The following is a 16,602-nucleotide window of genomic DNA, read 5'->3' on the forward strand; positions in this document are numbered from 1 at the left end:
CGAAGTGAGTTCCGGACATTTCGCGCGGCCCGGGCCGTGTCGAAAACTGCAGAAACGAGAAGGGGCGCCGAACGGCGCCCCTTCGTGCATCAATACCGGTAATTCCGGCTCGGATAGGCCTGCCCGCCGCCATAGCCGGCTCCGCGGGGCTGGACCTGGGAGCCGTAATCGACCTCCCGCCGCGCGCGCCGGTTCGCCAGGGCCCGTCCGGCCAGACAGCCGGCCACGGCCCCGACCACGCCGCGCTCGGCCAGATAATGTCCGGCGACACCGCCGATGATCGCGCCCTTGATGCATCCCTTGGCTTCCGCGGTCCCGGCGCCGAGCCCCGTCATGACCGTCAGCGCCAACGCCGTCGCAAGAATTCGCATACTGTTCCTCCCAGGTGGTGGCGGAAGAAACCACGGCGGCGCGATGGCGTTCCTTCGCGCGCTCCTCGCCGGCCTCGGCAATGGCCGGGAACGAGCGTTCCCCCAGAGGCGCGGCGCAGATCGGCGCGTCTCTCCCGGCCGAACGGTGCCGTCGGACCGACCGCTCAGGTGGCTTGGAGGCTGAGCTTGTATTCGCACATTCGGATCGGGCGCAGAGGACCCACCGGATACCTGCCTCGAACCGGCTCGGGCGATCCTTTTCTCGGACTCCGGCCGGCCGCCGCTTTCGACCCCAAGCGGGCCTCTCGCAGTGCGACCATAAATGTCCAGAAAACCGAAGGAACGCAGCATCTGGGTCGCGGCGCGGTTAAGGTGAAAGGGAGCCGTTCGCGCAAATGCGAATATGGACCCACTTGGACCTTTAAAAGAGCCAGCGCTTCAGCAAGTCGGCGAATGCGACTGGGACTTAGAGCTTCATTGGGCAGCTGAGGCGGCGCCCCTCACGGCGCCCGAATGTCCTGTAATGGGTATTCCCAGACCGCATTTGCCCTTGTTCCACGGCTCGGGCGACATCCGGGTTGCAACGCAGGTACTCGTCTTCGTCGAACTTAGCCTCAGGCTCCTCCTGGGACCCACGATGACGCTTCCGTTCCCGGTCATCAGTGTCGTACCCGCGACCGGGCTGGCGATCCTGATCTTCATCGTATCGGCGACGCCGCTCGTTACCGTAGCCATTATCGTAGCTGCGGCCGCGTTCACGTGGCCGATCATCATCATCATCATCGTCATCGTCATCGTACCCGCGACCACGAACGCCGCCGTCGCGCTCGCCATAGCTTTGACGACCATACTCCCGCTCGTCGTAGCCGTAGTCACGCCCCCCTCGCTGGGCTGAGGCTGAGCTTATCACGCTCAAAAAACTCAGGCCCACGAGCGCTGTAACCCACAGTCTTCTCATGCCGGGTTCCTCCAGTCACAACGTCAGACGTGTCGCGTACCCGGCCTTCGACAGCCAAGCCGCGAGCCTCAGCGTATCAGCTTGGACGTCACCCTATTTCGCTTCGGTGGTTCGCGTTCGCTGCTTGTCAGCCGCAGGTGCGGCGATAGCGTCGGCAATTGCCTTGGCCCTCCTCACCGTAGATGTCCTTGTTCTCGCAAGCGTCGCGAAGCTCGCGGCACATCCGGCGGTAGCGGCGCTCCTGCCGATCCTCGCGGTAGCCGCGCCCATCATCGATTTCGACGCCCCCTGGACCGACCCGAAAGCCCTGCGCGAAGCTGGGAGCCTCCTGGATGATCAGCCCACCGAGGGCGGCCGTCACGAGCAACACCTTACGCATCTGAGCCTCCGTGTTTTCTTAGATCGCTGGAGTGAGACACCAAACGCATGGGCATCGAAAAGGGTTCGTTCCGGCTCGCGACAACCTCGTGATGGCGGCGCTTATCCGCGCAGTCGTGCTTGGACGTCAGTTCGCGCTGACACCCACCAACCTTCGACATGACACTGAGTAATTGAAAGATGCCGTTGCCGGATTTGCAAATAAAACGAACGTTGATGTGACATGAGCGGTTAGTCGCTTTCGACCCATTGCATGCCTTTGCACAAGGGCTTCCGATCTTGGGCAAGAAGCCCCTACCTAACGACTTATCCAGGGTTGGCGGCTGCCCAACGGCCATTCTGAGTGCGCCCACCGTAGCCGTAAGCGTCGCCGTCAACGGCATGTACGAAAACGTAGCACTCTTCATGCAAAGGGCCGATCAACGCTTCCATCCCAGCGAAGGCTGCACTGACGAAGGAGGTCGTATCAGCCTTCGTGTTGGTTCCAGCGGTGATCTTGATGTCCAGCCAGAACGCCGACAGCCCCGCATCGGTCGGGCGCTTTCCAGCGATGAACCAGCCCTGTGGATCGGCTTCCTCAACCAACACAGCGGTGACGTTCGGGTCCTTGCCAAGCCGCTCCGCCCCGAGCCGCGTTGCCAGTTGAGCGATATCGGACCTGAGATCGGCGCGCGGGGACGCAGTGACGTAGCGGACGGTGATCATGGGCATAGAAACCTCCTGGGCCTTCGTGCGGAGGTCAATTTGGCATTGGAGCAACTAACGCGGAACGCTATGATGTGCACTTGTGATCATAGCGATTCAATATCATGCTCGATCTGGCTTCGGTCCGCCTGTTCATCCTCGCGGTGGAGTTTGGCAATCTGACGCGGGCAGCGGAGGCAGCTGGTACGGTGCAGCCGGTGGTCAGCACACGCCTCAAAGGTTTGGAAGCGGCCCTCGGTCGTAAGTTGCTGGAACGCACGCCTCGCTTCGTCCGACCGACAGAGGACGGCGTGGCCTTCCTCGCCAAGGCGCGCGCGCTGATGGCTGCCCACGATAAGGCCGCGTGCTTCGACGATGAGCCAACAATGCGGTTCGCAATCGGGGCGAGCGATCACGCACTGGGAACAGGGCTGGAGCACGTCATACGCCACGTTCGAGCGGCACTCCCGTCGAGGAGCGCTCTCGAACTGCGCAGCGGGACCTCTCAGCAGGTCCGCGCGTCGTTCGACGAGGGTGAACTCGACGCCGTCATCATCCGCCGGGAAGCGGGCGGAGCGGATGGGGAAGTGCTTGGCACGGACCCGCTGGGCTGGCGGTCCATGGAAGACAACGTCACAGCGCCAGACCTCCCCGTACCACTCGTGACGCTTGGGCCGCCCTGCGGGGTAAGAGCCGTTGCGATCAGGCGCCTCGATGCAAACAAGACGCCGTGGCGGGAGGCCTTCGTCGGGGGGAGTTGCAGTGCGCTGCTGGCGGCCGTGAGAGCAGGGCTCGGTATTGCTCCAATGGGTGCCGTCGCCTCTGGGCGAATGAGCGATGTTGGACCGCGCTTCGGCCTTCCCGACTTACCGCCGTCGGAGATCGTGATGTTTGCCCGAACAAGCTCGCCTACGGCCAGTGCCGCAGCACGGGCACTTGAGGTGGCGGTACAGACGATGCTGCGTGTCACGTGATCGGCAGGGATTGCCGTGCGGGCCATTTCGCCCCGCTGTCACCTAGACCGGTGCGTCAAGCCGAATGTCTGCAAACCGCCCGTTTCGGAGTCTCGGGATGTCCACTTCTCGGCGACACCACCTCCGCCCTCTACAGAGCCGGTTTGTGTCTTCGGCAACCTTTGACGGTGCCGCCCAGGCGTGACAGACCGTTGGTATGTCGAACACGCCGACCTGCAACGTCTCCCTCACGGCCGAATTGATTGCCGACATCCACGTTGAAGTTACTTCAGGTTACTACTCGAACGCGAGTGAAGTGGTATGGGCCGGGCTCCGTCTTCTGATCGAGCGTGACCCCGCGCGCTCGGCAGGTTGCAAGCGAACCCGCGCGGATGATTGTTCAGGTCGCTGAGCCGCATGACCGCCTCGAGATCAGCTCCACCATTCCCACAGGGTTTCCTCAACGACGTCGTCGCGGTCGAAAGCATCGCGGCCGTGCCCACGATCCTCGATGTGGTCTGTCGCACCACGGGCATGGGCTTCGCCGCCGTCGCCCGTGTCACCGAGGACCGCTGGGTCGCCTGCGCCGTCAAGGACGACATCGCCTTCGGCCTCAAGCCCGGCGGCGAGCTGGATCTTGAGACGACCATCTGCCACGAGATCCGGCAGAGCGGGGTCCCGGTCATCATCGACCACGTCGCCGATGACCCGACCTTCTGCGAACATCACACACCCGCCAAGTACGGCTTCCAGAGCTACATCTCGATGCCCATCGTGCTGCCGGACGGCACGTTCTTCGGCACGCTCTGCGCCATCGATCCGAAACCCGCCAAGCTGAACACGCCCGCGGTCGTGGGCATGTTCAAGATGTTCGCCGACCTGATCGGCTTCCACCTCGATGCCAACCAAAGTCTTGCATCGCGTACGGCCGAGCGCGATCTCTACGAGAACATCGTTCAGTCCCACGCAGAGCCGATCTGCGTCTTCGACAAAGCGTACCGGCTGATCGCCTTCAACAAGGCCCACAACGACGAGTTCTTCCGGGTCAACGGCTTCTACACGAAGATCGGCGACGTCTTTCCCGACCTGTTCATTCCGGAGCAGGCCGCCGCGATGCGCGCCAATATGGCCCGCGCGCTGGCGGGCGAGGCGTACACGGTCGAAGCCGTTTTCGGCCGGGCCGAGTTCGGCCAGCCCTGCTGGGAGATCACCTACACACCCCTACGCGATGCAGCAGGAACGATATTCGGCGCTTTCCACCAAGCGCACGACATCAGCGCGCGGCTCAGGGCCGAGGCTGAGCTTCGGGACGCGCAGGACGTGCTGCGGCAGTCGCAGAAGCTAGAGGTGATCGGCCAGCTCACCGGCGGCGTCGCGCACGATTTCAACAACCTTCTGACGGTCATCAAGTCGTCGACCGATCTCCTCAAGCGACCGGATCTCGCCGAGGACAGGCGCACCCGCTACATCGAGGCGATCTCCAACACGGTGGATCGCGCCGCGAAGCTGACGGGCCAGCTCCTCGCCTTCGCACGGCGGCAGACACTCAAACCCAAGGTGTTCGCAGCCTGCGACAGCGTGCGCGCATTGTCCGATATGCTGGGTACGCTCACCGGTTCTCGCATCACGGTCGTGACCGAGTTGCCGGAGAACGCCTGCTTCGTGAATGCTGACCCGAGCCAGTTCGACACGGCGCTGGTGAACATGGCCGTGAACGCGCGCGACGCGATGGAGGGTGAGGGGCAGCTCACCATTCGCGTGGAGCCCGTCGAGCAGATGCCAGCTGTGCGCGCTCACCCCGCGGTACAGGGGCCGTTCGTGGCGGTGTCGATCAGCGACACGGGCAGCGGCATCGCGAAGGACGTGGTCGAACGGATCTTCGAGCCGTTCTTCACCACCAAAGCGGTCGGGCAAGGGACTGGCCTCGGGCTCAGCCAAGTCTTCGGCTTTGCCAAGCAGTCCCATGGCGAGGTCGTGGTGGAAAGCGAAGTCGGGCAGGGCACGACCTTCACGCTCTACCTTCCTCGCGTGCTCGGCGAGATCCAGGCGCCGGAGCCAAGCGAGCCGACGCCCGTGCCGAGCGGCCGCGGCACCTCTGTGCTCGTGGTCGAGGACAATGTCGAAGTCGGCACCTTCGCCACGCAGACCTTGGCGGAACTCGGCTTCGGCACGGTCTGGGCGGCGAATGCCGCGGAAGCCCTGGCGGAGTTGGCCAAGGACGCGGATCGCTTCGACGTGGTGTTCACGGACGTGATGATGCCCGGCATGAACGGCGTCGATCTCGCCCGCGAGATCCAGCGGCTTCACCCCGATCTTCCTGTCGTCCTGACCTCGGGCTACAGCCACGTTCTGGCCCGGACCGGCACCAACGGGTTCGAGCTTCTGCAGAAACCCTACTCGGTCGAACAGCTCTCGCGCACCTTGCAGGCGGTTGCCAAGCCTGCCCGCCGCAAGCGCATCGGTGACGTGTAGTGTCTACCGTGGATGCCATCCGATCGGAGACGTTTCTCGTAAAGCGGTGGCGGTGAGCTGGTGACAGCCGGATGAACACGGAAATCGATGATTGCCGATAAGCCGCGAAGGGGACGACCACCGGCCGCCGAAGCGGGCGTTGCCGAGGAACGGATGCTGGAAGCGGCCACCGCTCTGTTCCTCGAACAGGGATTCGGTCGCACGACGCTCGATCAGGTGTCGCGGCGCTCGGGGACCGGCAAGTCCGCGCTCTACGGCCGCTTCCCGGACAAGGAAGCGCTGTTCGCTGCCGTCGTCCGCCGCTCGATCCACGTCATGTTCGATGAGCTGACCGCGAGCCCAACCGGCGTCGGCGTCCGGGAACGGCTGCGCCATGTCGGGCGCGGTTTGGCGGAAAACCTCCTGGTGCCGCGCTGCATTGCCTTGATGCGGATCACGGCAGCGGAAGCTCCGAATTTCCCGGACCTCGCGCGAATGGCGTACCGGGTCAGCTTCGAGGGCTCCGTCCGCTGTGTCCTCGCCGCCCTCGATCCTGTCGGCGGAGGCGAAGCGTCCCAAGACATGATCCGAATGGCCGAACGGTTCGTGGAGCTGGCCATCCAGCCGATCTCGTTTCAGGCGGCCTTCGGTACCGACATCGAGCCTCTCCGGCAGCGATGCGCCGGCGACGTGGACGATGCCATCCTGCTCCTCGAAGCCAAGGGCTGGCTCACGCGCGAACCGCCCGGAACTTAGCGCGCCGGCATCCGTTTGAAGGAAATGGACGATATCGTCCAATAGCCCGAAGGCAGTGTACGGCACTGGCGACCGGGCGTTTCAAAACCTCAAACGGGGGCGAAGGCGAACATGGCAGACGACAACTTCACGAAGTGGCATATCGCCGGCCTGCACGCGCTGCGCTCGGCGAGCGAGCAAGGCGATGCGGCTGGCAAGGCGTTGGCCGGCAAGGTCCGCAATGCGGACCTCAAGGCGCTTCTCGGAGAGTACAGCGAGACCGCCGGCAAGCAGGAGACCCATTTCGTCGGCTTCCTGAAAGAGCTCGGCACCGAGCCGAACGGCTTCAAGGATCGCATCATGGAAGGCGTCGGCAACGGGACGTCCGAGATGGTCAAGGCCGCGCCCGATCAGGATCTGCTCGACCTCAGCGCCGTCGCCGGCACGCAGTCCGGCTTGGACTATTATGCGGGTGCCTTCAAAGGGCAGGGGGCCCTTGCCAAGCAGCTCGGCTACGCGGACCAAGCGGACACCTTCATGGCCATGAGCAAGGCCTGTGAAGCCCTGCGTGAGCGGTTCACCAAGGTTGGCGACACGATCCGCGCCAAGGCCGCCGGCGAAGCGCGCAAGGCCGCCTGATCCCGCAACCGCACAAGGCGCGGCCGGTCCCTCATCGGGGCCGGCTCGGCCGCCCGGAGGCTTCGATGCCGGCGACCCCATCCCGCTCGCAGAACACATCCCGCCGCGCCGCCGCACCGGTGGCAGCCCAGCGCGACCTCGATGCGATCTACGGCATCCTGAGCAAGACCTACACGACCTTCGATGAAACCGACGATCCGTGGATGACCAACGGCCTGTCCTCGACGCCGTTCAAGAGCCTCGTGTCGGTGTGCCTGTCCACGATGACGATCACCCAGCGCGTCGTGAACGCGGCCGTGCCGCTCTATGAAAAGGTTTCGACCTTCGAGGAGCTGCGCGACCTGCCGGACGACGAATTGCGTCGCATCATCAAGCCGGTCGCGCATTACAACCGCAAGACCAAGAACCTGAAGGAAATGGCCCGCCAGATCATCGAAGACTACGGCGGGAAAATACCCGGCAACCGGGACGACCTGATGAAGCTGCAAGGGGTCGGCCGCAAATGCGTCGATATCCTGATGAACTTCACCTTCTCGGAAGACAGCATCGCGGTCGATACGCATGTCCTTCGCGTCCTGAACCGTCTTGGTGTCGTGGACACGACTTCGGCCAAGCAAGCGGCCGATCTCATCAATGCGCAAACCCCCGCGCGCTATAAGCGCCATGCGCATGAATGGCTCATCCAGCATGGGATGAAGATCTGTGTCGCCCGAACTCCGAAATGCGCAGACTGCCCGCTGACGAAGCATTGCGACTGGTACGCCGACCATCGCACCGCATAGTCTCGAAGCGGAGCCGTTTCCGTCAGTGCGGTTCTGCGAACATCCCGAAATGAAGAGCGATCGGTTGCGGGACCGGCTTGTCGGCTTCGGGGTACACCGAAGCCTCCCTCACAGCGCGAACCGCACGCCGGTGAGGGTCTCCGAGACCGCCCAGAGCCGCCCGACTGCCGCGCGGTCGAGGGCTTGAGACGCGATCGCGGCGGGCTTCGGGTAGCCGCGGGCCTCCCAGACGCCGTCCGGTCCGTAATAGCCCCCGCGCTCCGCCTCCGGCGCGGTGGCCGCGTAGAGGATCGGCAGGGCGCCTTGCGCCGCCGGCTGGCCGATCAGCGAGAAGATCGCCCGTCCCGCTCCCTGCTGGAACGCGCCGGCCCGGTCGCCCCGGCGGAACACCTCGGTGCGGGCGAGCCCCGGATGCGCTGCAAGCGAGGCGATGCCCGATCCCGCCGCCTTCAGCCGCCGGTCGAGTTCGAGGGCGAACATCAGCAGCGCGAGCTTGCTCTGCCGGTAGGCGCGTTGCGCCCCGTAAATCTCGCGCCAGTGCAGATCGTCGAACCGGATTCGTCCGCTGCGATGGGCGACGCTCGACACCGACACCACCCGCGCCGAGGGGCTCAGGGCCGGCCGCAGCAGCCCGGTCAGCGCGAAATGCCCGAGATAGTTCGTGGCGAGTTGCCGCTCGAACCCGTCCACGCTCTCCTCGCGCCGGGGCACCGCGGCGATGCCGGCATTGAGCACGAGCCGGTCGATCGCCCATTCCGCCGGCCACTCCGTCGCGAAGGCGCGCACGGAGGCGAGCGAGGCGGTGTCGATCCGGCGCAGCGACAGCGCGGCGGCGGGATGCTCCCGCCGGATCGCCGCGGCGGCGCGCTCCCCCTTCTCGAGATCGCGCACCGCCAGCACCACCGCGGCCCCCGCCCCGGCCAGCGCCCGCGCCGTCTCGAACCCGAGCCCGGCGCTCGCTCCCGTCACCACGGCGCGGCGACCGGCCTGCGAGGGAATGTCGGCGGCGGTCCAGGGATGTCTCGCCATCGAGCGGCGCTCCTCACGCGTCGAGTCGAAAAAAGACCGGTCGCGCGAAACCGATCGCGCGCGGGCTCCGTAATGGGCGGCGTGATCCCCGGACAAGACGGGGCACGGGCACAGGAGGAAACCATGTTCCGTATCCGCAGTTCGGTTACCAAATCGCTGACCCTGGGCGCTGCGCTCGCCCTCAGCCTCGCCGCCGCGCCGACGGCGGCGCTCGCCAAGAACCCGATGGTCGGCGGCGCGCCGATGTACGCCTCGAAGACCATCGTCGAGAACGCGGTGAACTCGAAGGACCACACCACGCTGGTGGCGGCGGTGAAGGCGGCGGGCCTCGTCGACACGCTCTCCGGCCCCGGCCCCTTCACTGTCTTCGCGCCGACCGACGCCGCCTTCGCCAAGCTGCCGCCGGGCACGGTCGACTCCCTGGTGCAGCCGCAGAACAAGGCGACGCTGACGGGAATCCTGACCTACCACGTCGTGCCGGGCACCTACACGGCCAAGGATCTGATGGCTCTGGCCAAGCGGGGCGGCGGGGAAGCCAGCCTGAAGACCGTCCAGGGCGAGCCGCTCACGGTGCAGGCCCGGGGCAAGAAGGTGTTCGTGACGGACGCCAAGGGCAACACCGCCACCGTCACCATCGCCAACGTGATGCAGTCGAATGGCGTGATCCACGTCATCAACGGCGTGCTTCAGCCCTGATCCTCCGCTGAGATGCGTTGACGCGCGAAGCCTCGGCCCGTCTGGGCCGGGGCTTTTTCGTTCGACCCTGATCTCACGAGCTCCGCCGGCGGGCATCCGGATCCCGCGTAAAATACCACCTCCGGAAACGATGGGTTTCCGTCGTTTCCCATTTTCAAAACCGCGCCCCGGGACCATCCTCGTACCGTCAAGCCACACCCGGGGCCGAAGGCCGCTCCGGACCACCGCACCGTGAGGAGAGGCGAGCATGGCGACGATCACCACCGGGGACGGCACCGAGATCTTCTACAAGGATTGGGGCCCGAAGGACGCGCAGCCGATCATGTTCCATCACGGCTGGCCGCTCTCGTCCGACGACTGGGACGCGCAGATGCTGTTCTTTGCGCACCAAGGCTTTCGCGTCGTGGCGCATGACCGGCGCGGCCATGGCCGCTCGGCGCAGGTCTCCGAGGGCCACGACATGGACCATTACGCCGCCGACGCCGCGGCGGTCGCCGAGCATCTCGATCTCAGGAACGCCGTCCATATCGGCCATTCCACCGGCGGCGGCGAGGCCGCGCGCTACGTCGCCCGGCACGGCGAGCCGCAGGGCCGCGTGGCCAAGGCGGTGCTGGTGAGCGCCGTGCCGCCGCTGATGCTGAAGACCGAGGCCAACCCGGAGGGCCTGCCGATCGAGGTCTTCGACGGGTTCCGCAAGGCGCTGGCCGACAACCGCGCCCAGTTCTTCCTCGATGTCGCCGCCGGCCCGTTCTACGGCTTCAACCGCGACGGCGCGGCGGTCCGAGAGGGCGTGATCCGGAACTGGTGGCGGCAGGGCATGATGGGCTCGGCCAAGGCGCATTACGAGGGCATCAAGGCGTTCTCAGAAACCGACCAGACGGAGGATTTGCGGGCGATCTCGGTGCCGACGCTGGTGCTCCACGGCGAGGACGACCAGATCGTGCCGATCGTCGCGGCGGCGCGCAAATCGATCACGCTCCTGCGCAACGGCACGCTGAAGACCTATCCGGGCCTTCCGCACGGCATGCTCACGGTCAACGCGGACCAGCTCAACGCCGACATCCTCGCCTTCATCCGCGGCTGAGCCGGGCGCCGGCTCCGCCTTCAGCGGCTCTGCGCATCGTCGCCGGGGAGCGGTTCACAGCCCCGGCGGCCGACGATTGGGGACGCGTGCGGGACACCCGCCCCATGCATAGTCGCTCCGGCGAGGGTCGCAAATGGCCTTCGCTGCCGGTCAGCGACAATCCAGTGGAACATGCTGCGCAGCAAAGCGTGGCAATTCGTAAGTCTCATCCGGCACAGTCAAGTCCCGAGACACCGGCCAGGGCGATCCGCTCGCGGATCTTCTCGCGGATGGTGGCGTCGAGCGGCAGTTCCGTCGGCGGGACGGCGGCAATCATCATGCTTCGTGTCCCGGTTTTGCCTCCCGCGCGTCGCTCCACGGACGGGCCGCCTGTACGAATCGGCCCAAACGCCCTACCTTATGCCGATGTTAGATGAGCGCTCCCAGGCCAACCCGCATCTGATGCGGACCGCCGAGCTCATGGCCGCAGCTCAGTCCCTGGAGGACGTCGTCGACGTCCTGGCGCAGACGGCCCGTCGGATCGCCGGCTCCGATGGTATCGCCGTCGTGCTGCGGGAGGAGGACGTCTGCGCCTATGTCGCCGAGGATGCGATCGAGCCCCTGTGGAAGGGGTGCCGCTTCCCGCTCGACATCTGCGTTTCCGGCTGGGCGATGCAGAACCGGGAGACGGCTGTCATCCTCGATGTCGGCAGCGATCCCCGCATCCCGGCGGCCGCCTATGCCTACAAGGCGATCCGAAGCCTCGTGATGGTCCCGATCGGTGCGCCCGAGCCGGTGGCCGCACTCGGCGCCTATTGGTGCGCCATGGTCTGGCTCGACACGACGACGGTGTCCCGCCTCGAAGCGCTGGCCCACCAAGCCACGGTGGCCCTTGCCCGGCTGCGCGCCCCGCAGAGCGCCGAACCGGCCATCCCCTGAGGGCCGGCACGGGTGACCGGCCGCCCATTCGGGGATAAACCGCGTGGATCAGGAGGATGCATGCCGGTTTTCGTTCTCAGAGGCGCCTGCCGGGCCCCCGACGGCCAGATCGGACCGCCGCTGTTCGAGGAGACGATCACGGCGGCCAGCCCGAGCGAAGCGGTCCGGCTCGCCAACGCGCACGATCTCTCGACCAAGGACGAGCGGGCGAACGCCCTCTGGCTCGTCGATGCGCAGGGCGTCCTGCACTGGTCCCTGCGGCGCGCAGACCGGGATTGATCGGAGCCGGATCGAGCCGGCCGGCCTCTTTCTCACAAACGTTGCGATGAGTGGGGGAAAACCAGCCCTGCCCTGGCTGAATTGGTCATTGCGTGTGCTTTCGTGCTAAGTCTCGAGCAGAAATCCTCGATGGTCCTGCTCGGGGTTCTTTGCCGTCCCGCGCCCGACCTTTCCCGCGTCGGGACGCCGCGCGCCGCCGCCGGGACTTCACGCGGCGCGAGTTCTCGTCGAAAGATCTTTTATGAGCGACGATATCGACGCCAAGACCCGCGCCGCCGAGCGCGCGGAACGGGCCGAGCGTATGGCCCGCGAGGGGCAGCAGGCCATGGCCGAGCATCTGGCCGCGGTCAAAGCTGTGGACGAGCGCACCGTGCGCCTGCGGGCCCTGCGGCTCGCCAAGGAGGCGGAGGAGGCCGCGGAGCGCGCCGCCAACCCGCCCGCGCCCAAGCGCGGCCGCAAGAAAGCGACGGCCTGACCCCCATGGCCATCGACCGTACCCGCCGCCCGAGCGACCCGCGCCAAGCCGCCGAAGCCGCCTTCCGCGCGGTGACGACGCGCAAAGCCCCCGAGGAGGCCGCGCCGGCACCGCCCAGGGCGCCGCTGATTCCCGGCACGCGCGAGACGGTGTCCCTGCGCATCGACCGGGCCGTGCTGGAGCACTACCAGAAGGACGGCCCCGGCTGGCAGGACCGCATCAACGCCGCCCTCAAGGCCGCTGCAGGTCTTTGAGGGCAAGTCTTTGAGGACAGGGTCGTGAGGGCGAGCCTCGGCGGATGACCGCGCCCGGCTTCTCCGCCTTGCGGGGATGGGCGCCGTGAGCGGACTGGCAGATTGGCCCTCGGCGTGGCTCGGCCTCAACCCCGACGAGACGACGGCGCTCCTTCTCTCCCTGCGCGTCGCCCTTGTCGCGACGCTGGCGAGCCTCCCGCTGGGCCTGCTGCTGGCGTGGCTGCTGGCGCGGCGGCGCTTCCCCGGCCACGCCCTGCTCGACGGCCTCGTCCACCTGCCGCTGATCCTGCCGCCGGTGGTGACGGGCTACCTGCTGCTGCTCGCCTTCGGCCGGCGCGGCGTGTTCGGCGCATGGCTCGCCGAGATCGGCATCGTGTTCTCGTTCCGCTGGACCGGTGCGGCGCTCGCCTGCGCGGTGATGGGCCTGCCGCTGATGGTGCGGGCGATGCGCCTGTCGATCGAAGCGGTGGACCGCAAGCTGGAACAGGCGGCGGCGACGCTCGGCGCCGCGCCGCCGCTGGTGTTCCTGAGCGTGACCCTGCCGCTCAGCCTGCCCGGCATCCTCGCGGGCGCGGTGCTCGCCTTCGCCAAGGCGATGGGCGAGTTCGGCGCGACCATCACCTTCGTCTCGAACATCCCCGGCGAGACCCAGACCCTGCCCTCGGCGATCTACACGCTGACCCAGGTGCCGGGCGGGGAGGCGGGGGCTTTGCGCCTCACCCTGATCTCGGTCGCGGTCTCGATGCTGGCGCTCGTCGCCTCCGAGGGGCTGGCGCGGCGGATGAGCCGGCGGATCGGGGCGGGGCGGTAGGGCCCGCCTCCCGCTGCGACACGGATACCCCCTCGCGCAGCCCCGGCCGAACGGTCCTGCCCTCATCCCAGAGACAAGCCGAAGTAGAAGATTGACTTCGCACAACCGGGCGGGCAGCCGGGTCGCCGCCTGGCCAAAGGCCGGGCTTATCCGCAACAACACTCATGGCCAGCCGTCCCAAATCGATCGGGATGCGAAGGGCGAGACGAAAGCCACCCTACGATGAAGCTGAAGCTGGCGGCGGCCTGCCTTCTGGCCACGATTGCCTTTCAGGCCAAGGCGCAATCCGGTTGCGGCGAAGGCGGGCGCAACGCGTTTCGAGAATACAGGGACAAGCTTCAGCCGATGATCTCCGCACGCGTCAGATCGGTGCGGAGCGACGCTTCCATTGAAAGGATCAACATCGTCTCGCTATCGATCAGAAAAGATGGTGTCGTGACGTCATCAGAAATTGCGAAATCGTCGGGATCGCCCCAGTTTGACGCAAGGTTACTCAGTATATTCCCGGCCGGCCTGCAGCTTCCACCGCTGCCGGCCTGTTACAGGCCCAATCTTATCACCTTGATGTTTCCCATACAATTTCGCCCCGACCGCCGGTTCTGAGTGCTCGTCTCGTGTCGTGGGCTGATCCCGTGAGGTTTGTCCTCGCGCCGTCGAGCGGATGGGTCGCCCACCTCACGCATAGGCATACGGCCCGCCTCGCTCCAGGGCCTGCTTGTAGGCCGGCCGCGCGTGGATGCGGGCGAGCCAGTCCGTCAGAAGCGGGCCCGCCCCGGTCCCGCGGGCGGCAAAGGCTTCGAGGGGAAAACTCATCATGATGTCGGCGGCGGTGAAGTCCGCGCCACAGAAATACGCGCGCTCGGCCAATTCCGCTTCCCAGTAGGCGGCATGGCGGCGCAGCTCCGGATCGACGAAACCGCCGGTGACCTTCCCCGCGATCGCCCGAACCAGCGGGCGCAGCAGGGCGGGGCTGCCGGGCGCAAGCCGCGAAAAGATCAGCTTCAGCAGCAGCGGCGGCATCGCCGAGCCTTCCGCATAGTGCAGGAAGTAGGTGTAGCGCGCGCGCTCCGGCGTGCCGGCCGGCGGCACCAGGGCGCCGTCGGCGCGGGCGGTCAGGAATTCGACGATGGCGCCGGTCTCCGCCACCACATGCCCGTCCGCCGCGATCACCGGCGACTTGCCGAGCGGATGCACGGCGCGGAGTTTGCGCGGCGCCTGCATCGTCGCGGGGTCGCGCTCGTAGCGCTTCACGGTGTAGTCGAGCCCCAACTCTTCGAGCAGCCACAGCACCCGCTGCGAGCGGCTGTTCTCCAGATGGTGGACGGTGATCATCGCCTGCCTTTTTCGATCCTGCGCCGACAACGCGGCAGCGCGCGCCTCGGGCCCCTTGTCGCCGCATCGGTTTTTCTGGGAAGCTCAAGCATCGTCCCGAAAGGTGGGCACCGGCTTTCGGAGAAGACGATGCAAAAAACAAAAGGCGAGAGCATCGTCCCGAACGGTGGGCACCGGCTTTCGGAAAAAGATGATGCAAAACAAAAGGCGAGAGCATCGTGCGAGCCGAGGCCCCATGACGATCGCCCCATGACCATCGCGCCATGACCATCGCGCCATGACCATCGCCATCGACGTTTCGCTCCGCCGCGACGGCTTCGCGCTCGATGTCGCCTTCAGCGCGGGCGCCGGCCTCACCGCCCTGTTCGGGCGCTCGGGCTCGGGCAAGACCACGGTGATCGATTTGATTGCCGGGCTGGCCCAGCCGCAGCGCGGGCGCATCGCCATCGACGGCACGGTGCTGCTCGACACCGCGCGCGGCATCCGCGTGCCGGTGCATCGGCGGCGGATCGGCTGCGTGTTCCAGGAGGCGCGGCTGATGCCGCATCTCAGCGTGCGGCAGAACCTGCGCTTCGGCCGCCTCTTCTCCCGCGGGGCAGGGGGCCCGAGCCTCGACGCGGTGGCGGACCTACTCGGCATCGGCCCGCTGCTGGACCGGCGCCCCGCCGGCCTGTCGGGGGGCGAGCGGCAGCGCGTGGCGATCGGCCGGGCGCTGCTGGCGCGCCCGCGGCTTCTGCTGATGGACGAGCCGCTCTCGGCCCTCGACGAGGCCCGCAAGCGCGAGATCCTGCCCTATATCGAGCGCCTGCGTGACGAGGTCGGCCTGCCCATCGTCTATGTCAGCCATTCCGTGGCGGAGGTGGCGCGCCTCGCCTCGACCGTGGTGGTGCTGGAGGCCGGCCGCGTGGCGGCGAGCGGCCCGGTCGATACCGTGCTGCGCCGGCCCGACCTGATCCCCGACAGCGCGGAGGCCGGCAGCGTGCTCGCCATGCAGGTCGAGCGCCACGATCCGGAGGCCGGCCTGACACGCCTGACCGGCGCGGCCGGCCCCCTCGACCTGCCGCTGATCGACGCTCCGCAAGGCCGCCGCCTCAACCTGCGGGTGCCCGCCCGCGACGTGCTGCTGGCGCTCGCCCGGCCTGAAGCGTTGAGCGCCCGCAACGTCCTGCCGGGCCGTGTCGCCGCCCTTCGGGAGGAGGGGACGGCCTGCCTCGTCGAGGTCGCCTGCGGCGGGGCGACGCTCGCCGCCCGCCTCACCCGCGCCTCCGCCCGCGACCTGGGTCTCACGGTCGGGTGCCCGGTCTTCGCCATCGTGAAGAGCGTGGCGCTCGATGCGGGCGAGGCGCCGGGGGGCGGGCGGATCGAGATTTGAGGGGAGCGCCGGGGCGCGGGTCAGCTCATCGGAGCCGGACAACCCGTCGCGCCCAAGCTGAGCGGGACATCGACGACGATGCGGAGGGTCACTCGGCCGATTTCGTGTGGTTGTCGTTCAAAGCCGGAAGGTGGGCTTCTGTATTGCGCTGCGCCGACTTTTCTCGCGCCGACAAAATAGCCTTGGCTGTTGCGGGAGAGCGCCGATTGATCCAGGCCTCGTGACGGGCGCGCGGCTCGCGAAGCGAGCGTTGTTGGCGCGTATTCATCCTCAGCTCCCTTCACCATCCCTTCTGACTTTCTAAGAATGCGCGAAGCGGCGGCAACGACAATTTTTGCGACGATCGCCTCTTCGCCCGGCCCTCTTCCGCCAGGGGGGTTCGGAAAGCGATGCCGACCTCC

Annotated in this window: 22 protein-coding genes; 16 read left to right on the forward strand and 6 right to left on the reverse strand. The window is 66.8% G+C overall.

What is annotated here, in order from left to right:
* Positions 1 to 89: 89 nt before the first annotated feature.
* Positions 90 to 371, reverse strand: a complete 282-nt coding sequence (locus OVA30_RS14460; RefSeq protein ID WP_012254837.1) for a hypothetical protein — start codon at positions 369 to 371, stop codon at positions 90 to 92.
* Positions 372 to 921: 550 nt separating this feature from the next.
* Here OVA30_RS14460 and OVA30_RS14465 point away from each other — a divergent pair.
* Positions 922 to 1,266 carry a hypothetical protein gene (locus OVA30_RS14465; protein WP_268175871.1) on the forward strand — a complete coding sequence of 115 codons (345 nt, stop codon included), beginning with the start codon at positions 922 to 924 and terminating at the stop codon, positions 1,264 to 1,266.
* 190 nt (positions 1,267 to 1,456) lie between these two features.
* On the opposite strand, the gene OVA30_RS14470 is transcribed toward OVA30_RS14465, so the two are convergent.
* Both OVA30_RS14470 and OVA30_RS14475 read right to left on the reverse strand, forming a co-directional pair.
* Positions 1,457 to 1,708: a hypothetical protein gene (locus tag OVA30_RS14470; protein WP_003602849.1), complete on the reverse strand. Its 252-nt coding sequence runs from the start codon at positions 1,706 to 1,708 to the stop codon at positions 1,457 to 1,459.
* 305 nt (positions 1,709 to 2,013) lie between these two features.
* Entirely contained in the window at positions 2,014 to 2,418 is a 405-nt protein-coding gene (locus OVA30_RS14475; RefSeq protein ID WP_268175872.1) for a tautomerase family protein, read from the reverse strand.
* Between the two features lie 98 nt (positions 2,419 to 2,516).
* Here OVA30_RS14475 and OVA30_RS14480 point away from each other — a divergent pair, with 98 nt between their 5' ends.
* From OVA30_RS14480 to OVA30_RS14505, 6 genes are all read left to right on the forward strand, one after another.
* The gene (locus OVA30_RS14480; protein ID WP_268175873.1) at positions 2,517 to 3,365 is read left to right on the forward strand and encodes a LysR family transcriptional regulator; all 849 of its coding nucleotides are present in this window, start codon (positions 2,517 to 2,519) and stop codon (positions 3,363 to 3,365) included.
* A 196-nt stretch (positions 3,366 to 3,561) separates the two neighbouring features.
* Positions 3,562 to 3,756, forward strand: coding sequence for a ribbon-helix-helix domain-containing protein (locus tag OVA30_RS14485; protein ID WP_080518443.1), 195 nt, complete (start codon positions 3,562 to 3,564; stop codon positions 3,754 to 3,756).
* A 5-nt stretch (positions 3,757 to 3,761) separates the two neighbouring features.
* Positions 3,762 to 5,816, forward strand: coding sequence for a GAF domain-containing hybrid sensor histidine kinase/response regulator (locus tag OVA30_RS14490; protein ID WP_268175874.1), 2,055 nt, complete (start codon positions 3,762 to 3,764; stop codon positions 5,814 to 5,816).
* 153 nt (positions 5,817 to 5,969) lie between these two features.
* On the forward strand, positions 5,970 to 6,551 hold the full coding sequence (locus tag OVA30_RS14495; RefSeq protein WP_268175875.1) for a TetR/AcrR family transcriptional regulator: 582 nt from the start codon (positions 5,970 to 5,972) through the stop codon (positions 6,549 to 6,551).
* Positions 6,552 to 6,662: 111 nt separating this feature from the next.
* Entirely contained in the window at positions 6,663 to 7,169 is a 507-nt protein-coding gene (locus tag OVA30_RS14500) for a DUF892 family protein (RefSeq protein WP_268175876.1), read from the forward strand.
* 65 nt (positions 7,170 to 7,234) lie between these two features.
* Positions 7,235 to 7,951, forward strand: a complete 717-nt coding sequence (locus tag OVA30_RS14505; RefSeq protein WP_268175877.1) for an endonuclease III domain-containing protein — start codon at positions 7,235 to 7,237, stop codon at positions 7,949 to 7,951.
* Between the two features lie 108 nt (positions 7,952 to 8,059).
* Here OVA30_RS14505 and OVA30_RS14510 read toward each other — a convergent pair whose 3' ends face one another.
* Positions 8,060 to 8,980 (reverse strand): oxidoreductase, encoded by a 921-nt coding sequence (locus OVA30_RS14510; RefSeq protein ID WP_268175878.1) that lies wholly within the window; start codon positions 8,978 to 8,980, stop codon positions 8,060 to 8,062.
* Positions 8,981 to 9,103: 123 nt separating this feature from the next.
* Between OVA30_RS14510 and OVA30_RS14515 the strand changes: the two genes are divergently transcribed.
* The 8 genes from OVA30_RS14515 to OVA30_RS14550 all read left to right on the forward strand — a co-directional run bounded on the left by OVA30_RS14515 (position 9,104) and on the right by OVA30_RS14550 (position 14,100).
* A complete protein-coding gene (locus tag OVA30_RS14515) occupies positions 9,104 to 9,676 on the forward strand; it encodes a fasciclin domain-containing protein (protein ID WP_012254846.1) in 573 nt (190 codons plus the stop codon).
* A gap of 247 nt (positions 9,677 to 9,923) precedes the next feature.
* Positions 9,924 to 10,760: an alpha/beta fold hydrolase gene (locus tag OVA30_RS14520; protein ID WP_015823866.1), complete on the forward strand. Its 837-nt coding sequence runs from the start codon at positions 9,924 to 9,926 to the stop codon at positions 10,758 to 10,760.
* A gap of 399 nt (positions 10,761 to 11,159) precedes the next feature.
* Positions 11,160 to 11,678: a GAF domain-containing protein gene (locus OVA30_RS14525; RefSeq protein ID WP_056503163.1), complete on the forward strand. Its 519-nt coding sequence runs from the start codon at positions 11,160 to 11,162 to the stop codon at positions 11,676 to 11,678.
* Positions 11,679 to 11,738: 60 nt separating this feature from the next.
* On the forward strand, positions 11,739 to 11,957 hold the full coding sequence (locus tag OVA30_RS14530) for a hypothetical protein (protein ID WP_012254849.1): 219 nt from the start codon (positions 11,739 to 11,741) through the stop codon (positions 11,955 to 11,957).
* 241 nt (positions 11,958 to 12,198) lie between these two features.
* Positions 12,199 to 12,432 (forward strand): hypothetical protein, encoded by a 234-nt coding sequence (locus OVA30_RS14535; RefSeq protein ID WP_003605770.1) that lies wholly within the window; start codon positions 12,199 to 12,201, stop codon positions 12,430 to 12,432.
* Positions 12,433 to 12,437: 5 nt separating this feature from the next.
* A complete protein-coding gene (locus OVA30_RS14540; protein WP_003605771.1) occupies positions 12,438 to 12,686 on the forward strand; it encodes a BrnA antitoxin family protein in 249 nt (82 codons plus the stop codon).
* Positions 12,687 to 12,762: 76 nt separating this feature from the next.
* Positions 12,763 to 13,497, forward strand: a complete 735-nt coding sequence (modB, locus tag OVA30_RS14545; RefSeq protein WP_268175879.1) for a molybdate ABC transporter permease subunit — start codon at positions 12,763 to 12,765, stop codon at positions 13,495 to 13,497.
* Positions 13,498 to 13,719: 222 nt separating this feature from the next.
* The gene (locus tag OVA30_RS14550; protein WP_268175880.1) at positions 13,720 to 14,100 is read left to right on the forward strand and encodes an energy transducer TonB family protein; all 381 of its coding nucleotides are present in this window, start codon (positions 13,720 to 13,722) and stop codon (positions 14,098 to 14,100) included.
* A gap of 72 nt (positions 14,101 to 14,172) precedes the next feature.
* Here OVA30_RS14550 and OVA30_RS14555 read toward each other — a convergent pair whose 3' ends face one another.
* A complete protein-coding gene (locus tag OVA30_RS14555; RefSeq protein ID WP_268175881.1) occupies positions 14,173 to 14,829 on the reverse strand; it encodes a glutathione S-transferase in 657 nt (218 codons plus the stop codon).
* 277 nt (positions 14,830 to 15,106) lie between these two features.
* On the opposite strand from OVA30_RS14555, the gene modC reads away from it, so the two are divergent.
* Positions 15,107 to 16,201, forward strand: a complete 1,095-nt coding sequence (gene modC / locus OVA30_RS14560) for a molybdenum ABC transporter ATP-binding protein (protein WP_268175882.1) — start codon at positions 15,107 to 15,109, stop codon at positions 16,199 to 16,201.
* Positions 16,202 to 16,289: 88 nt separating this feature from the next.
* Here modC and OVA30_RS14565 read toward each other — a convergent pair whose 3' ends face one another.
* A complete protein-coding gene (locus OVA30_RS14565) occupies positions 16,290 to 16,469 on the reverse strand; it encodes a hypothetical protein (protein WP_268175883.1) in 180 nt (59 codons plus the stop codon).
* Positions 16,470 to 16,602: the final 133 nt, after the last annotated feature.

This window comes from Methylorubrum sp. SL192 (assembly GCF_026672325.1).
Classification (GTDB): Bacteria; Pseudomonadota; Alphaproteobacteria; order Rhizobiales; family Beijerinckiaceae; genus Methylobacterium; species Methylobacterium extorquens.

Excerpts from the sequence above, each read along its gene's own strand:
- OVA30_RS14480 (WP_268175873.1), top strand. The coding sequence starts at position 2,517 with ATGCTCGATCTGGCTTCGGTCCGCCTGTTCATCCTCGCGGTGGAGTTT.
- modC (WP_268175882.1), top strand. The coding sequence starts at position 15,107 with ATGACCATCGCCATCGACGTTTCGCTCCGCCGCGACGGCTTCGCGCTC.
- OVA30_RS14535 (WP_003605770.1), top strand. The coding sequence starts at position 12,199 with ATGAGCGACGATATCGACGCCAAGACCCGCGCCGCCGAGCGCGCGGAA.
- OVA30_RS14460 (WP_012254837.1), bottom strand. The coding sequence starts at position 371 with ATGCGAATTCTTGCGACGGCGTTGGCGCTGACGGTCATGACGGGGCTC.
- OVA30_RS14550 (WP_268175880.1), top strand. The coding sequence starts at position 13,720 with ATGAAGCTGAAGCTGGCGGCGGCCTGCCTTCTGGCCACGATTGCCTTT.
- OVA30_RS14515 (WP_012254846.1), top strand. The coding sequence starts at position 9,104 with ATGTTCCGTATCCGCAGTTCGGTTACCAAATCGCTGACCCTGGGCGCT.
- OVA30_RS14520 (WP_015823866.1), top strand. The coding sequence starts at position 9,924 with ATGGCGACGATCACCACCGGGGACGGCACCGAGATCTTCTACAAGGAT.
- OVA30_RS14470 (WP_003602849.1), bottom strand. The coding sequence starts at position 1,708 with ATGCGTAAGGTGTTGCTCGTGACGGCCGCCCTCGGTGGGCTGATCATC.
- OVA30_RS14490 (WP_268175874.1), top strand. The coding sequence starts at position 3,762 with ATGACCGCCTCGAGATCAGCTCCACCATTCCCACAGGGTTTCCTCAAC.
- OVA30_RS14555 (WP_268175881.1), bottom strand. The coding sequence starts at position 14,829 with ATGATCACCGTCCACCATCTGGAGAACAGCCGCTCGCAGCGGGTGCTG.
- OVA30_RS14530 (WP_012254849.1), top strand. The coding sequence starts at position 11,739 with ATGCCGGTTTTCGTTCTCAGAGGCGCCTGCCGGGCCCCCGACGGCCAG.
- OVA30_RS14475 (WP_268175872.1), bottom strand. The coding sequence starts at position 2,418 with ATGCCCATGATCACCGTCCGCTACGTCACTGCGTCCCCGCGCGCCGAT.
- OVA30_RS14495 (WP_268175875.1), top strand. The coding sequence starts at position 5,970 with ATGCTGGAAGCGGCCACCGCTCTGTTCCTCGAACAGGGATTCGGTCGC.
- modB (WP_268175879.1), top strand. The coding sequence starts at position 12,763 with ATGGGCGCCGTGAGCGGACTGGCAGATTGGCCCTCGGCGTGGCTCGGC.
- OVA30_RS14565 (WP_268175883.1), bottom strand. The coding sequence starts at position 16,469 with ATGAATACGCGCCAACAACGCTCGCTTCGCGAGCCGCGCGCCCGTCAC.
- OVA30_RS14500 (WP_268175876.1), top strand. The coding sequence starts at position 6,663 with ATGGCAGACGACAACTTCACGAAGTGGCATATCGCCGGCCTGCACGCG.
- OVA30_RS14485 (WP_080518443.1), top strand. The coding sequence starts at position 3,562 with ATGTCGAACACGCCGACCTGCAACGTCTCCCTCACGGCCGAATTGATT.
- OVA30_RS14540 (WP_003605771.1), top strand. The coding sequence starts at position 12,438 with ATGGCCATCGACCGTACCCGCCGCCCGAGCGACCCGCGCCAAGCCGCC.
- OVA30_RS14505 (WP_268175877.1), top strand. The coding sequence starts at position 7,235 with ATGCCGGCGACCCCATCCCGCTCGCAGAACACATCCCGCCGCGCCGCC.
- OVA30_RS14510 (WP_268175878.1), bottom strand. The coding sequence starts at position 8,980 with ATGGCGAGACATCCCTGGACCGCCGCCGACATTCCCTCGCAGGCCGGT.
- OVA30_RS14525 (WP_056503163.1), top strand. The coding sequence starts at position 11,160 with ATGCCGATGTTAGATGAGCGCTCCCAGGCCAACCCGCATCTGATGCGG.